The following is a 14,157-nucleotide window of genomic DNA, read 5'->3' as shown; positions in this document are numbered from 1 at the left end:
CGGGCGGATGGGGGGCGGCTCGGGCCGGCCGGCGCCGAGCCGTGGCGCCCGCGCCCGGCCGGGGGAGATGTGGGGAGAACGGCCGTGTGCGGGCGGTGGGGACCTCAGACCAGGGCGCTCTTACGGGCCATCCGGCCCGAGAGCTGGATCCGGTCCACGGCGCCGGTCCGCGGATCGCGGACGAAGCGTCCGCCGGGGAGCCGGCGTCCGGAGGAGGGGTCCACCAGATCGCAGGTGAGGTCCTCGTGGCAGACCAGCGGCGCGGGGAGGTCGCCGTCCACGGACAGGGCGAGGCCGCCGCCGTCGCCGATGGTCACCTGGTACTCGATGTCGCCGTTGAGATAGATCCCGGTGCACTGCGAGGTCGCGGCCATGGGGATGGCCCGGCGCCGTGGGGCGGGGGCGGCGGGCACCCGGACGCCGGTGATCTCGCCGAGGACATCGGTCAGTTCGTTCCACAGCTCGGTGCCGGTGCCCGCGTTGGCGGTGAAGCCGACCACCGCCCCGGTGGCGGGGTCGGCCCGCAGGAAGCAGGAGGTGCCCTGGGCGTTGCCGTCGTGCCCGAACCACAGGGTCTCGCCGTGCCCGAAGAGCCCCCAGCCCAGGCCCCAGCCGTCGGCCAGCACACCGGGGTCGGCGCCGGGCACCGGGCGGCGCATCTCCTCCGCGAGCTCGCGGGGCAGCAACGCAGCGGCGCCGTCGCCGAGATGGGCCCGGCCCAGCGCCACCAGATCGAGGGCACTGGCCCTCAGAGCGCCGGCCGCGGCCTCGGCGGGGGCGAGGTTCTGCCGCACCGGCCGCGTCCGGCCTGTGGCCTTGTTGGCCGAGTGGCCGCGCGCCGTGGGGCGGTGCGGGGCGCCGGCCGTGCCGATGAAGGACGGCACGGTGCCCAGCGGATCGAGCAGAACGGACCGCATGGCCTCCTGCCAGCTCATCCCGGTGACCGTCTCGATCAGCCGGCCCGCGGCCACATAGCCCGCGTTGGAGTAGGAGAAGTCCGTCCCCGGGGGCATCACCAGGCCGCGGTCGGTGCAGTGGTCCAGCAGATAGCGGGCGGCGGTCACCGAGGCCACCTGGTCGGAGTCGGGCCCGGACGGAAGCCCCGCGGTGTGGCTGAGCACCTGGCGGACCGTGCACGGCGGACCGGCCCGGCGCAGCTCCGGCACATGGTCGCCGAGCCGGTCGTCCAGCTCCACATCGCCGTCCGCCACCAGGAGCATCACCACGGTCGCGGTGTACGCCTTGGTGATGGAGCCGATGGGCACGGCCGCGTCGGCGGTGCACGGCTCGCCGGTGTCCGCGTCCAGGACGCCGGTCTCCACGGCGAGGGTCATTCCGCCGCTGTGCACGGCGAGTTGGGCCCCGGGCACCTGATGGGCGCGGGCCAGGGCGGTCAGTCGGTCCTCGAGGACGCGGCGTATCTTCGACCGCTCCTCGACGGACGGGCTCGGGGTCGGACGTAACACGGTGCACTCCTTGCCGGGGGACGGGGCGGGCGACGGGGGCCGGGTCATGGCAGCTGGCTCGTGGCCGTGACGTCCCGGGGCACGATGGTGAAGCCCTGCCAGTGGGTGGGCATGGGGTCCTGGTCCTCGTCCCTGGGCACATGGTGGAAGTCGACACTGACCCAGGCGACCGGGTCGGTGAGCTTCTCGCCGCCGGTGTACTTGTCGACCGAGGTGGCGCAGTCCGGTGCGGTGTTGCCGTAGGCCAGCCGCTCGCACTCCCGGTACTGCGTGAAGTACATGTCGTGGTGGGTGAACTCCTCGGTCTCGCGCGGCCCCCGGTACTGATCGCTGTGGTGGTTGTCGATCTCCCAGGACTTGGCGTGGCCGTCGGAGTTCTCGGCGGTGGGGTTCACCACCCGCCAGAAGCGGGTGGGCGCGAGGTCCGCCGCGGTCTCACGGGAGAGCACCGTGCGCTTGGTGGTGCGCGTGGCCGTACCGCTGCCCAGGAAGTCGTACTGCTCCACGGTGTTCTTCGACTGTCCGTCGACGTCGAAGTCCAGCCGCCAGAAGATGTTGTGGGAGTGGTTCTCGCTGAACCGGGTGGCGCCCACCCCGGTCGGCCAGCCGCTGCCCGCGTCGGAGAACTGGAACGGCGAGAGGCTTCCGGTGGCGCCCGACCGGGGGGTGATGGAGCCGTCGTCCGAGAAGCGCCACTCGGTGATGTAGTCGTACCAGCCGATCTCGGAGACCGAGAAGACGACCAGGTCGGTGCCGTGCAGAACGCCCTTCTCCACGGCGCTCTTGTAGGCGAACGGCCGGGGCTGCTCCTCGACGCACAGCACCGGGGTGGCACGGAAGTCGCGCAGCCGCCCGTCGGGACAGTCCTTGGCGCTGAGCCGGGTGAGCGTGCCCTGCTCCAGATCGCCGAAGCCGATCGACGAGACGTCGTAGAAGCGCGGCTGACCGCTGTCGTAGGGCACATGCACCTCGGCCAGCGAGGCGCTTTCGAGGACCCGGGTGGGGGCGCCGCGGTTCGGGGTGTAGGTCACATCGCTCAGGACCGCACCGGTGTTGCGGTCGATGTCCCAGCACATCTGCCACCGGGCACCGTTCTTGAGGGTCGTGTCGATGCGATCCGCGGCGGGGCAGGACGGGGCCGCCGCGGCCTTCGCGGGCGCGGCGGACGCCGGGCCCGGCACCCACAGGGCCAGCAATCCCACCACGGCGATCAGCACACGGCCATGCCGAAGCGCACGCCGAGACACATGGGCACGTCGCAACACATGGGCACGCCGAGACACATGGGCACGCCGAAACAGACTGGACACGGACAGGGCTCCCCTCACAGGCCGATGACGGCGGCGCGCCTGGCCGACAGATCGATGACGATCCGGCTGGTGTCGATCCACTTGCCACCCGGAATGCGCACGAACAGCTGCACACACCGGTGCTCACCGCACCGGGACACCTTCCGGGCGCCGTCCACCCCCTTGGCACGGGAGCCGAGGAACGACATGCTCTGGAGGCGCAGTTGGGTGGGGGAGGTCAGCCGCTTACCGGTCTGCGAGGCGTAGGACTCGCGCATCCCCGGACCGAGCCGGCGGTCGGCGAGGATGACCTTCACCGCCTCGCGGGCCTCGGCCAGGGTGGGAGGCGGCTGGACGCCGTGCCGGCGGCTGGAGTCGAGGACCTTCTTGGAGCGCAGATCGACCAGCCGGGTGATGAGGGTGTCCGAGGCGTAGTCGTAGAGCTGGACCTCGGCCCGGCTGTCGGTGGCGGAGGACGCCGACTTGGCCCGGGGCGGACGGCGGGTGTCCAGCGGCTCGGCACCAGGGCCGCCCGCGGCGTTCCGCTCCCCGCCACCGGTGTCTCTCCTCGTCCGCTGACGGTCCTTCGCGGTCCCTGGCCGGGTGGCGGCGTCGATGGCGATACGGGACGCCTCGCGCGATTCCTCAAGGGTCAGCCGGCCGGTGTGTGAGGCGACGGCGGCCGCGGGCTCCGAGGCCTCGGACGCGGGCGATCCGGTCGTCCGGAGGGCGGCGATCCCGCCGCCCGCCAGCACCGCCGTCAGACCCAGCGCCGCGGATACGCGCCATCTCCGATGACGGCGCCCTCTGGTATCGGCCGCACCCTTGTCCGTCGCGTTGTCTGTCATCACCCAGCCGTTCCCGTTGTCGGTCAAGTGAGCCCGGTGGGGCCCGCGGTGACAGCACTCGGCCGGATACCGGATTGTCGCTGGTGCGTTCCCCGTCGCGCAGACGGGATTCAAGCCGCTGACAACGGCTCGCGCGGACTCCCCCCGGACTCTTCGCTGTCCACTGTTAGCTCACGCTTTCACCACTCCGGGCGGCGTAACAGTCGCATTTGTCATCAAGCGGCTGTGAGAAACGCATGTCCCCATGGGCGGCCTAGCGGCCGCAAAGCGATGACAGGGAAGGCTCGGGGGAAGGCTCTCTGCCATCATGCTCACATGAGCCATTCGATCACCATTCGATGTGACATCTGTGGCGCCACTCATTCCTCTTCAGCGGCCGACAGCGTCGGCGCGCTCCGCGAAGTCATCGTCCAAATGAGCTGGTCGAGGGCGCGATGGGATGGCCGGGTGATCGATATGTGCGGTGGGTGCGGCGCCCGGGAATTAACGCCGAGCGCGCCCGGACGGCGCTGCGGTTCCTGCGAGGGAGGCGAACTCTTCGATGCCCTGGGCCACGACAGAATCGGACATCGTTTGGCCAATGCATTACTCAGGGCTGGTATCGACAATCTCGAACTACTCTCCGGTTTCTCCGCGCGCCAGCTTCGCGATCTGGACGGTATCGGCGCCGTGAGCGCGCGTCACGCACTCAATCGTCTGCACTCCGCATCGAACGAAAGGCGATCGTGAACGAATATTCCACCGGAACATTCTCGCGGCCCGCTCTGTACGGTAGTCGGCGGCACCGGGTGCTGTGGGTGGTGGGCGTGGTGTTTTCGGCCGGGCTGCTGGCCCCGCTGTTATTCCTCGGCGCCGCCCGAAAGGGGATCGTGCCGCGTGCCGTACCCGTCGGATACGCGGTGGTCATCTATCCGATCGCGCTCGGACGGCAGTGGCTGCCGGACCCGGGGGACTGGATCTCATGGACGCTCGCGGCCGTGGTGCTCACCGCCGCCGTCCATGCCGCGCTCCTGGACACCGGCCGCACGCCCGCCGGTTGACCCCCGGGCGCGCGGCTCAGCTCTGCGCGGTGGGACGGACCACGATCTCGCCGACGTCGACACCGGCCGGCTGCTCGATGGCGAACGCGATCGCGCGGGCGATGGCCTCCGGCGGCATCGCGATCTTGTCCATGCCGTCCTCGATCGCGCTCCTCGCGTCCGGGTCGGTGATGGAACCCGCGAGCTCCGTCCGGGTGAACCCCGGCGAGACGGTGGTCACCCGCAGGGTCTCGCCGGCTTCCTGGCGCAGCCCCTCGGAGATGGCGCGCACGGCGTTCTTGGTGCCGGCGTAGACCGACATCGTCGGGACGATGCTCAGCCCGGCGGTGGAGAGGGTGTGCACGAAATGCCCGGAGCCCTGCTCCCGGAAGACGGGCAGGGCCTCGGCGATGCCGTACAGCACTCCCTTGACGTTGACGTCGACCATCGCCTCCCAGTCCTCGACGCGCAGATCGTCGAGGGCGGAGATCGGGCTGATACCGGCGTTGCTGACCAGGACGTCCAGCCTTCCGTACCGGTCGCGTGCCGTCGCGACCAGACGGGACAGATCCGCGCGCCGCTTCACGTCCGTGACGACGGCGACGGCCTCGCCGCCCGCCCCGGCGATCCGGGCCGCCAGTGCCTCGATGCGGTCCGACCGCCGCGCCGCGAGGACGACCCTGGCGCCGCGCTCGGCCAGCAGCAGCGCGGTCGCCTCGCCGATGCCGCTGCTCGCGCCCGTAATGGCGACGACCTTGCCTTCGATACCCGATGTCATGAGATTCCTTCCGGAGAAAACCGTGGGAGGGCAGGGGAGAGGGAGGGGCGGGGATGGCCTACAGTGAGAAGTGGAGGCGCCGCCACTTCGCTCCACACTAAGTGGGCGTTCCTCCACTTAGCAACCGGGAACGAGGAGAGCCGCCGATGGTCAGGGATCCAGGGCGCCCACTGCGGGCCGACGCACAGCGCAACCGGGAGAAGATCCTCTCCGTAGCGGTGCGGGTGTTCGCCGAGGAAGGGCTGGACGCCCATCTCGAGCGCATCGCCAAGGAGGCGGGGGTGGGCACCGGCACTCTCTACCGGAACTTCCCGACCCGTGAGCTGCTGATCGAGGCCGCCTACCGCAATGAGCTGGCCCGGCTCTGCGGCGCCGCCCCCGAGCTGCTGGCGACCCTGCCCCCGCGCGAGGCCCTGCGGGCGTGGCTGGGCCGCTTCATGGACTACGTCAACGCCAAGCTGGGCATGGCGGACGCGCTGCGGGGCGTGGTCGCGACGGGCGTCAATCCGTACGCCCAGAGCCACGAGATGATCCAGGACGCCCTGTCGCGGCTGATGGACGCCGCCGTCGCGGCCGGTGTGATCCGCTCGGACATCGGCGCCACCGACATGTTCGCCGCCCTCACCGGCATCGCCCTCGCCTCGGGGAAGCCCGAACAGCGGGAGCAGGCGGACCGCCTTCTCGACCTCACCCTGGACGGGCTGAGCGCCGGATCGGGTCAGTAAAGATTTCTGAGTTTTCAGTTCAGACACTTGTGCCAGCCACTCAGCGCTCTTAGCGTGTGCGGCCATGGAGAACGAACACCCCGCGGATCAGGCCGCGGGAACCGACGACGAGTCCGTGGGCGACCGGCTGCGTGCGCTGCGCAAGGCGCGCCGGCTGACGCTGCGGACCGTCGCCGAGGCCGCCGGGATCAGTGAGGGCTATCTCAGCCAGATAGAGCGCGGGCAGGCCAATCCCAGCATCGCCACCCTCCAGCAGGTCGCCGCCGCGCTCGGCCTGAAGGTGGCCGACCTGTTCGGCGACGACTTCACCAGCGGCCCGAGCGTGCTGCGCGCCGAGGAGGCGCCCCGGCTCGCCCTCGGGGTGCTCGGCGGGCGCAAGTTCCGGCTGACCCCGGGGCCGCAGCACCACCTCGAGGCGTTCCTGGGGGAGTTCGACGCCCATGGCTCCACGGGAGACACCCTCTACAGCCACGGCGACTCGGAGGAGTTCCTGTACGTCCTCGAGGGCACGGTCGGACTCCAGCTCGGCGACCGCTCCTTCACCCTCGGGGCCGGTGACAGCATCCGCTACTCCTCGGCCGTACCCCACCGGCTGAGGGAGACGGCCGGGGCGGCTGCCCGGGTGCTGTGGGTGATCAGCCCGCCCAGCTACTGACCCGCCCCCTCCTCACACCACACGCCCCCACCTCACACCACTCGCCTTCCCCTCATCCGCGACGAAACCGGGGCCATCCCAGGCCGCCCGACCAGCGGCCGTTCGACCACGATTGGCTGAGTGCCGCAGTGCTGAACGGAAATGTGTCCTTCTGGTACCGCCAGACCGGCTTCCCCGAACGGCGTCCACCGCTCGACGGCGACCTCGCCACCGATGTGTGCGTCGTGGGCGGGGGCTTCACCGGGCTGTGGACCGCGTACTACCTCAAACAGGCCGCCCCCGAGCTCGACGTCACCGTCGTGGAGCGGGAGTTCGCCGGATTCGGCGCCTCGGGGCGGAACGCCGGCTGGCTCAGCTGCAAGATCGCCGGATCGGCCGGGACCTATGCGAGGAAGCGCGGGCGCGAGGCCGTGCTCGCCCTCCAGCGGGAGATGATCCACACCGTGGACGAGGTGATCTCGGTGGCCCGTACCGAGGGCATCGAGGCCGACATCGTCAAGAGCGGCTATCTCACCGTCGCCCACGGCGCCGCCCAACTGCCCCGGCTGCGCACCGCGTACGACCAGCTGCGCCACTGGGGCGGGCAGGACCTGGAGTGGCTGAGCGCACCCCGGCTCGCCGAGCGGCTGCGCCTGGACGGGGCGCTGGCCGGCTACCACAACCCGCACTGCGCCCGGGTCCACCCCGCCAAGCTGGTGCGCGGCCTGGCCGACGTGGTGGAGGCCCGGGGGGTACGGATCCTGGAGTCCACCCCGGTCACCGCCATCGCCCCCGGCCGGGTCAGCACCCCGTTCGGCACCATCCGCGCGGACCGGATCGTCCGCGCCACCGAGGGCTTCACCAGCGGCATCGAGGGCGAGCGGCGCACCTGGCTGCCGATGAACTCCTCGATGATCGTCACCGAGCCGCTCCCCGACGAACTGTGGAAGCGGCTCGGCTGGGAGGGACAGGAACTCCTCAGCGACGCCACCCACGCGTACACCTACGGACAGCGCACCGCGGACGGCCGCATCGCCATCGGCGGCCGCGGAGTGCCCTACAAGTTCGGCTCCCGCACCGACCGGGCGGGGCAGACCAGCGCGGACACCGTGCGCGCCCTGCGGCGGATCCTCACCGGACTCTTCCCGGACACCGCCGAAGCCACCATCGACCACACCTGGTCGGGGGTGCTGGCCGTGCCCCGCGACTGGTGCGCCTCGATCGGCTACGACCCCGCCACCGGCGTCGGCTTCGCCGGTGGATACGTCGGCCACGGCGTGGCCGCCACCAACCTCGCCGGGCGGACCCTGCGCGATCTGCTGCTCGGCCACTCCACCGAGCTGACCGCGCTGCCCTGGGTCGGCCACCGCACCCGGCGCTGGGAGCCCGAGCCGTTCCGGTGGATCGGGGTGCACGGCATGTACGCCGCGTACCGCGCCGCCGACCGCTCGGAGTCCTCCGGCCGCACCACCACATCCCCCATCGCCCGTTTCGCCGACCGCATCTCTGGACGCTGACCATGAGCAAGCCCACCGCCACCGCCGCGGCCACCGACCGCGCCCCGGCCACCGACCGCGAGCGGACCGCCCGCAAGGCCGGTCTCGCCTCGTTCATCGGCACCACCGTCGAGTGGTACGACTTCTACATCTACTCCACCGCCTCCGCGCTCGTCCTCGGCAAGATCTTCTTCGGCGGCGGCGGTGACACCACCGGCGCGCTGGAGGCGTTCGGCAGCCTGTGGCTCGGCTTCCTCGCCCGGCCGATCGGCGGCATCGTCTTCGGCCACCTCGGCGACCGGATCGGCCGGAAGAAGACCCTGGTCACCACGTTGCTGATGATGGGCATCGCCACCACCCTGATCGGGCTGCTGCCCGGCTACGACGAGGTGGGCGTCGCCGCGCCCATCGCGCTGGTGCTGCTGCGCATGGTGCAGGGCATCGCGGTGGGCGGCGAATGGGGTGGCGCCGTCCTCATCGCCAGTGAACACGCGCCCAAGGAGAAGGCGCTGTCCTTCGGCGCCTTCGCCCAGCAGGGGTCCCCGGCCGGATCGATCCTGGCCACCGGGATGTTCGCGCTGCTCACCCAGCTGCCGGACGACGACTTCGACGCCTGGGGCTGGCGCGTGCCGTTCCTCTTCTCCGCCGTGATGGTGGTCATCGGCCTGGTGGTGCGGCTCAAGGTCGAGGAGTCCCCGGAGTTCGCCCGGCTGCGCGATGAGAAGCGGGTCGCGAAGGTGCCCCTGCGGGAGCTGGTCACCGGCCACCCCGGATCCCTCGTGCTCGGTGTGCTCGCCAGCTCCATCGGCATCGCCGCCACGTACTTCATCACCACCTTCGTCCTGTCCTGGTCCACCGACAGCCTCGGCATGGAGCGCTCCACCATGCTGAACGTGCTGCTCGTGTACAGCGTCCTGCAGTTCTTCACCCAGCCCTTCGGGGTGGTGCTGGCCGCCCGCTTCGGCCCGCGCCGCACCGTGGCGGCCCTGCTGAGCCTCAACTTCCTTTTGGTGCCGGTGATGTACGCCTGTGTCTCGACGACCCAGCCGGTCGTCGTGGGGCTCGGCATCTGTCTGCTGGGCATCACCGGCGCGATGAACTACGCGATCCTGGCCGGACTGCTCGCCGCCGCCTTCCCGATCTCCGTGCGCTACACCGGTATCTCCCTCTCCTACCAGCTGTGCTCGGCTCTCATCGGCGGTACGGCACCTCTGGTCGGCGAGTGGCTGCTGCACGCGACCGGCGGATCGATCGTGCCGGTCGTCATCTACCAGATGGTGCTGGTGGCCGTGTCCCTCATCTGCTCCCTGGCGCTGCTGAACCGCTCGCGGACGGCATAGCCGCCGCCGGGCCTTGGCCGAACGGTCAAAGCCACGGCCGGGTCTTTGGCCGATGCGTGCACCTCCCCGCCCGCTCGCTTACCCCATCATCAGGGGCCGTACAGCGCGGCGGCGCGGACAAGGGAGGCAATGTGAACGGTGTGCGAACACAACCGCACGGCCGGCGGGCCCCGGCGCAGGCCACCGGCCGGGTCGGCAGGCTGACCCGCCGCCGGGACGTGGCGGAGCTGGTCGCCGAGGCCGGTGGCGGTCCGCTCCGCCGCACCCTGGGCCTGACCCAGCTCACCCTGCTCAGCGTCGGCGCCACGCTCGGCACCGGGATCTTCGTGGTGCTCGGCGAGGCGGTGCCCCAGGCGGGCCCGGCGGTGGTGCTCTCCTTCGTCCTCGCCGGGGTCACCGCGCTGTTCTCCGCCCTGTCCTACGCCGAACTCGCGGGCATGATCCCGGGCGCCGGGTCCTCGTACAGCTACACCTACGCCACCTTGGGCGAGCTGGTGGCCTGGGTGTGCGGCTGGTGTCTGATCCTCGAGTACGGCGTCTCCGTGGCCGCGGTCGCGGTCGGCTGGGGCCAGTACGTCAACGAACTGCTCCAGCTGACCATCGGGTGGACCCTGCCCGACGCGCTCGCCGCCCCGCCCGGCGACGGCGGGGTGCTGAACGTCCCCGCCGCCGCCATCGTCGTCCTCGCCATGGTGGTGCTGTTGCGCGGCGCCCGGGAGAGCGCGGTGGTCAACACCGTGATGGTGGCGGTGAAGCTGGCCGCGCTCGTCATCTTCTGCGCGGTGGCCTTCACCGCCTTCCACGCCGGGAACTTCCGGCCGCTCTTCCCCCTCGGCACGGCCGGGATGACCGCGGGCGCCTCCTCGCTCTTCTTCTCCTACATCGGCTTCGACGCCGCCTCCACGGCGGGGGAGGAGGCCAAGCACCCACAGCGCGATCTGCCGCGCGCCATCGTCCTCTCGCTCGGGCTGGTCACCGCCCTGTACTGCGCGGTCGCGCTGGCGGCGGTCGGCGCGATGCCCTGGCAGCGGTTCGCGGGCACCGAGGCCACGCTCAGCCAGGTCCTCGTCCACTCCGTCGGCGGTGGCGAGCTGTGGCCGATCCTGCTGTCCATCGGCGCGGTCGTCGCCACCACCAGCGTGGTCCTCACCGTGCAGTACGGGCAGATCCGCATCCTGTTCTCGATGGCCCGCGACGGGCTCGTCCCCGGCCTCTTCTCCAGGGTCCACCGGCGCACCGGGGTGCCGCGCGCGGGCACCGTCACCGTCTCCGCCTTCGTGGCCGTCCTCGCGGCGCTCATCCCGCTCGGCGACCTCGCCGACGCCACCAGCATCGGCACCCTCTTCGCCTTCGCCCTGGTCAACCTGGCCGTGCTGATCCTGCGCCGGCGCACGCCGGACGCGCCACGCGGCTTCCGGGTGCCGTTCGCGCCCGTGACACCCCTGCTGGGAGTGGCCTGCTGCGGGTATGTGATGTACGGGCTGGGGGCCGACACCTGGATCGCCTTCGGCGCCTGGATGGCGGCCGGCCTCGCGGTCTACGGGCTCTACGGCATCCGGCACTCCACCCTCGACCGCCCCGCCCCCGAACCGGAGACCACGGAGACCACCCCATGACCCCGCTCGATCCCACCGCCGATGTGCTCGCGCTCACCCGCGCCCTGGTCGACATCCCCTCGGAAAGCGGCCACGAGGCCCCGCTCGCCGACGCCGTCGAGAGCGCGCTGCGCGCCCTGCCGTGGCTGACCGTCGAGCGGATCGGCCACTCCGTCGTGGCCCGCACCCAGCTGGGCCGCGACCGGAGGGTGGTCATCGCCGGGCACCTGGACACCGTCCCGGCCGCGGACAACCTCCCCTCCCGGCTGGACGGGGGACTGCTGTACGGCCTCGGGGCCTGCGACATGAAGGGCGGTGTCGCGGTGGCCCTCCGGCTCGCGGCGGCACTCCCCGCCCCCACGCACGACATCACCTACGTGTTCTACGAATGCGAGGAAGTGGCCGGCGACCGCAATGGCCTGGCCAGGATCGCCGCGGAACGCCCGGAGCTGATCGGGGCCGATCTGGCGATCCTCATGGAGCCCTCGGACGCCGGTGTCGAGGCGGGCTGCCAGGGCGTGCTGATGGCGGACATCGCCGTACGCGGTGAGCGGGCGCACACCGCCCGCGCCTGGAAGGGGGTCAACGCCGCCCACCGCGCCGCCGCCGTCCTGCGGCGCCTGGACGACCACACCGCCGAGCGGATCACCATCGACGGGCTGGAGTACCGCGAGGGGCTGAGCGCCGTGGCCGTGCGCGCGGGCGTGGCCGGGAACGTGGTGCCCGACCTGTGCGTCATCACGGTCAACCTGCGGTTCGCGCCCAGCCGTTCACCGCGGGAGGCCGAGGCATACGTACGCGACCTCTTCCCCGAGTACGAGGTCGAGATCACCGAGAACACCCCGGGCGCCCTCCCCGGCCTGGACCGGGAGGCGGCCGCCTCGCTCGTGGCGTACCTCGGCGCGGCGCCCCGCCCCAAACTGGGCTGGACCGATGTCGCCCGCTTCGCCGCGCTCGGCACACCGGCGCTCAACTACGGCCCCGGCGACCCGTCCCTGGCCCACACCGCGGGCGAGTACGTGCCGGTGGAGCAGCTGCGGGAGTGCGAGGCGCGGCTCATGGGCTGGCTCGGCTGAAGCCCCGCAGGGGCGCGGGCTGTGTCGATGTGCGGCTCCGCCGCGCGGGCGCGACCAGCCACGACGCCGCCGCGGACGATCGACGGCAGGTCGGGGCACTTCCAGCGGAGCGCTCAGGCGTTCGCGCTCCGCAGCCCGGCGAGCGTGCGCAGCTGGAGCCAGAGCACCAGCCGCTCGTCCGGGTCGTCCAGGTCGATGCCCAGCTGTGCCCGCGCCTGCCGCAGCCGGTAGCGGCAGGTGTTGGGGTGGACGGCCAGCAGCCGCGCCGCCCGCGCCATATCGCATCCGGCGTCCAGCCAGCACACCAGCGTCCGGGCGTAGTCCGTGCCGTGCCCGGCGTCGTACGCCATGATGTCGCGCCATGCCCCGGCCGCCAACTCCCGCCGCTCGCCGAGGAGTTCGCTGAGCCGGAGCAGTACGGCGCGGGCCCGGACCTCCTCCATGGCGGCCACCGTCTCCTCCGGGCCGAGCACCCGCAGCACCAGATCGGCGTCCTCCCGTGAGCCGCGGACCTCCGCCACCTCGGGCACCACATCGCCCAGACCGGCCCGCACCGGCACCCTCAGCGCCTGACCCGCGCGGCGCACGATGTCCTCGGCCAGCCGCCGCTGCCGCTCCCCGGCCCGCCCGTACGCCCCCGGCAGCAGCGCGTACACCACCCCGTCGACCAGCACACAGGCATGCCGCCCGTACCGCGCCTCGCACTGGAGCCGTACGAGGTCCAGCAGCCGCAGCGCGGCCTGCTCCCCGTCCGGCGCGCCCGCCGCCGCCCCCTTCAGCGCGAAGGCGGCCACCCGCACCGGTGTGCCGGGGGCGAGCCCCAGGCGCTCGGCGGCGGTGGCGGGCTCGGCGGTGCCGTCCAGGAGACGGCGCAGCAGATCGCCGGTCATATGGCGGGACAGCTCCTGCGCCGCCCGTGCCCGCAGCAGGAGCAGGGCGGCCGTGGAGGCGCCCTGGGCCAGCGCCTCCTCGGCGTCCGGCGCGAGGGTCCCGTCGTCGACGACCCACAGCGAGCCGAGGGTCTCACCGCCCGCCCGTACGGCCACGGCCAGCCGCGGCAGTTCCTCGGCGCTGAGGGCGGGCAGGCGCACCGGCCCCTGGGAGGCGAACAGCACCCGGTACTGCTCGGTGTTCTCCGGGCTGCCCGGCACCTGACGGCCCAGGATGCCCTGGCGCCGGGGCTCGTCCACGGGCTGCCCGGGGATGGTGGAGTGGGCGAGGATGCGCTGGCGCGGATCCTCGATCACGGTGGCGCCGCCTACGGCCGTGGCCACGGCGCCCGCGAGCGAGAACAGATCGCCGAGCGCGGCGCCGCCCGCGGGGGAGGGCCGGGCCCCGACCGCCCCGGCCAGCAGCAGATGGACATGGTGCCAGGCGGCGTCCTCGTCCACGGTGAGCAGGGCCAGCCCCCGCTCCCGCGCCCGGTCGGCGGCGTCCGCGAGCCCCTGCGGGGACGGGGGCCCCTGCTCGGACGCGAGCACGTGCCCGGATGAGGGGCCTTGCCCGGATGAGGGGCCTTGCCCGGACGAGGGGCCCTGCCCGGATGGGGGGCCCTGCCCGGATGAGGGCCCGTCCCCGCCGCGTACGACGAGACCCGCCATCCGCGCGGCCGCCGCCTCGTCCACCAGCGCCGCGGCCGCGTCCGCCCGCACCCCGACCGCCAGCAGCAGGGCGCCGGGCGCCCGGTCCGGGAACGGGGCGTGGGCGTCGTACAGCAGCACCTCGGTGACGGGTGTGGTGAGCCCGGCCGGGGCGGTGAGCAGTCGCAGCGCGGGCTCGCCCAGCGTGTCCAGAAGCTCCCCGAGGGTGCGGGTGTCCATGGGGGTACCGGGCCTTCCAGGGGGCTGACGCGCGAGGCGATTGGCTGATCGCAACAGGACCCTAGGCGGCG

The 14,157-nt window shown here is 72.3% G+C and carries 13 protein-coding genes; 8 read left to right on the top strand and 5 right to left on the bottom strand.

Features of this window, described 5'->3' with window-relative positions:
• Positions 1 to 104: 104 nt before the first annotated feature.
• The 3 genes from IEJ02_RS02210 to IEJ02_RS02200 all read right to left on the bottom strand — a co-directional run bounded on the left by IEJ02_RS02210 (position 105) and on the right by IEJ02_RS02200 (position 3,603).
• A complete protein-coding gene (locus tag IEJ02_RS02210; RefSeq protein ID WP_191063067.1) occupies positions 105 to 1,466 on the bottom strand; it encodes a serine hydrolase domain-containing protein in 1,362 nt (453 codons plus the stop codon).
• 44 nt (positions 1,467 to 1,510) lie between these two features.
• Positions 1,511 to 2,683 (bottom strand): copper amine oxidase, encoded by a 1,173-nt coding sequence (locus tag IEJ02_RS02205; RefSeq protein WP_317985696.1) that lies wholly within the window; start codon positions 2,681 to 2,683, stop codon positions 1,511 to 1,513.
• A gap of 107 nt (positions 2,684 to 2,790) precedes the next feature.
• Complete coding sequence (locus IEJ02_RS02200; protein WP_191063065.1) at positions 2,791 to 3,603, bottom strand: hypothetical protein; 813 nt, start codon at positions 3,601 to 3,603, stop codon at positions 2,791 to 2,793.
• A gap of 315 nt (positions 3,604 to 3,918) precedes the next feature.
• On the opposite strand from IEJ02_RS02200, the gene IEJ02_RS02195 reads away from it, so the two are divergent.
• Positions 3,919 to 4,332 carry a helix-hairpin-helix domain-containing protein gene (locus IEJ02_RS02195; RefSeq protein ID WP_191063064.1) on the top strand — a complete coding sequence of 138 codons (414 nt, stop codon included), beginning with the start codon at positions 3,919 to 3,921 and terminating at the stop codon, positions 4,330 to 4,332.
• Positions 4,329 to 4,643 (top strand): hypothetical protein, encoded by a 315-nt coding sequence (locus tag IEJ02_RS02190; RefSeq protein ID WP_191063063.1) that lies wholly within the window; start codon positions 4,329 to 4,331, stop codon positions 4,641 to 4,643. The genes IEJ02_RS02195 and IEJ02_RS02190 overlap by 4 nt, the downstream gene beginning before the upstream one ends.
• A 16-nt stretch (positions 4,644 to 4,659) precedes the next feature.
• Here the strand turns inward: IEJ02_RS02190 and IEJ02_RS02185 are convergent, their stop codons facing one another.
• Positions 4,660 to 5,400, bottom strand: coding sequence for an SDR family oxidoreductase (locus IEJ02_RS02185; protein ID WP_191063062.1), 741 nt, complete (start codon positions 5,398 to 5,400; stop codon positions 4,660 to 4,662).
• Positions 5,401 to 5,546: 146 nt separating this feature from the next.
• Here IEJ02_RS02185 and IEJ02_RS02180 point away from each other — a divergent pair, with 146 nt between their 5' ends.
• From IEJ02_RS02180 to dapE, 6 genes are all read left to right on the top strand, one after another.
• The gene (locus IEJ02_RS02180) at positions 5,547 to 6,125 is read left to right on the top strand and encodes a TetR/AcrR family transcriptional regulator (RefSeq protein WP_191063061.1); all 579 of its coding nucleotides are present in this window, start codon (positions 5,547 to 5,549) and stop codon (positions 6,123 to 6,125) included.
• Between the two features lie 64 nt (positions 6,126 to 6,189).
• Positions 6,190 to 6,780: a helix-turn-helix domain-containing protein gene (locus IEJ02_RS02175; RefSeq protein WP_191063060.1), complete on the top strand. Its 591-nt coding sequence runs from the start codon at positions 6,190 to 6,192 to the stop codon at positions 6,778 to 6,780.
• A 128-nt stretch (positions 6,781 to 6,908) separates the two neighbouring features.
• Positions 6,909 to 8,276, top strand: coding sequence for an NAD(P)/FAD-dependent oxidoreductase (locus IEJ02_RS02170; protein ID WP_275557825.1), 1,368 nt, complete (start codon positions 6,909 to 6,911; stop codon positions 8,274 to 8,276).
• A 2-nt stretch (positions 8,277 to 8,278) separates the two neighbouring features.
• Positions 8,279 to 9,595: an MFS transporter gene (locus tag IEJ02_RS02165; RefSeq protein WP_191063059.1), complete on the top strand. Its 1,317-nt coding sequence runs from the start codon at positions 8,279 to 8,281 to the stop codon at positions 9,593 to 9,595.
• A gap of 140 nt (positions 9,596 to 9,735) precedes the next feature.
• A complete protein-coding gene (locus tag IEJ02_RS02160; protein WP_317985699.1) occupies positions 9,736 to 11,211 on the top strand; it encodes an amino acid permease in 1,476 nt (491 codons plus the stop codon).
• Complete coding sequence (gene dapE / locus IEJ02_RS02155; protein ID WP_191063058.1) at positions 11,208 to 12,266, top strand: succinyl-diaminopimelate desuccinylase; 1,059 nt, start codon at positions 11,208 to 11,210, stop codon at positions 12,264 to 12,266. The genes IEJ02_RS02160 and dapE overlap by 4 nt, the downstream gene beginning before the upstream one ends.
• A gap of 113 nt (positions 12,267 to 12,379) precedes the next feature.
• Here the strand turns inward: dapE and IEJ02_RS02150 are convergent, their stop codons facing one another.
• The gene (locus IEJ02_RS02150) at positions 12,380 to 14,086 is read right to left on the bottom strand and encodes a PucR family transcriptional regulator (protein WP_223863203.1); all 1,707 of its coding nucleotides are present in this window, start codon (positions 14,084 to 14,086) and stop codon (positions 12,380 to 12,382) included.
• Positions 14,087 to 14,157: the final 71 nt, after the last annotated feature.

It is taken from the genome of Streptomyces sp. 5-10, from assembly GCF_014712245.1.
In the GTDB taxonomy this organism is placed as follows: Bacteria; Actinomycetota; Actinomycetes; order Streptomycetales; family Streptomycetaceae; genus Streptomyces; species Streptomyces violaceusniger.
This window is presented reverse-complemented; position numbering and strand designations above follow the sequence as displayed.

Excerpts from the sequence above, each read along its gene's own strand:
- IEJ02_RS02195 (WP_191063064.1), top strand. The coding sequence starts at position 3,919 with ATGAGCCATTCGATCACCATTCGATGTGACATCTGTGGCGCCACTCAT.
- IEJ02_RS02175 (WP_191063060.1), top strand. The coding sequence starts at position 6,190 with ATGGAGAACGAACACCCCGCGGATCAGGCCGCGGGAACCGACGACGAG.
- IEJ02_RS02150 (WP_223863203.1), bottom strand. The coding sequence starts at position 14,086 with ATGGACACCCGCACCCTCGGGGAGCTTCTGGACACGCTGGGCGAGCCC.
- IEJ02_RS02185 (WP_191063062.1), bottom strand. The coding sequence starts at position 5,400 with ATGACATCGGGTATCGAAGGCAAGGTCGTCGCCATTACGGGCGCGAGC.
- IEJ02_RS02165 (WP_191063059.1), top strand. The coding sequence starts at position 8,279 with ATGAGCAAGCCCACCGCCACCGCCGCGGCCACCGACCGCGCCCCGGCC.
- IEJ02_RS02180 (WP_191063061.1), top strand. The coding sequence starts at position 5,547 with ATGGTCAGGGATCCAGGGCGCCCACTGCGGGCCGACGCACAGCGCAAC.
- IEJ02_RS02200 (WP_191063065.1), bottom strand. The coding sequence starts at position 3,603 with ATGACAGACAACGCGACGGACAAGGGTGCGGCCGATACCAGAGGGCGC.
- dapE (WP_191063058.1), top strand. The coding sequence starts at position 11,208 with ATGACCCCGCTCGATCCCACCGCCGATGTGCTCGCGCTCACCCGCGCC.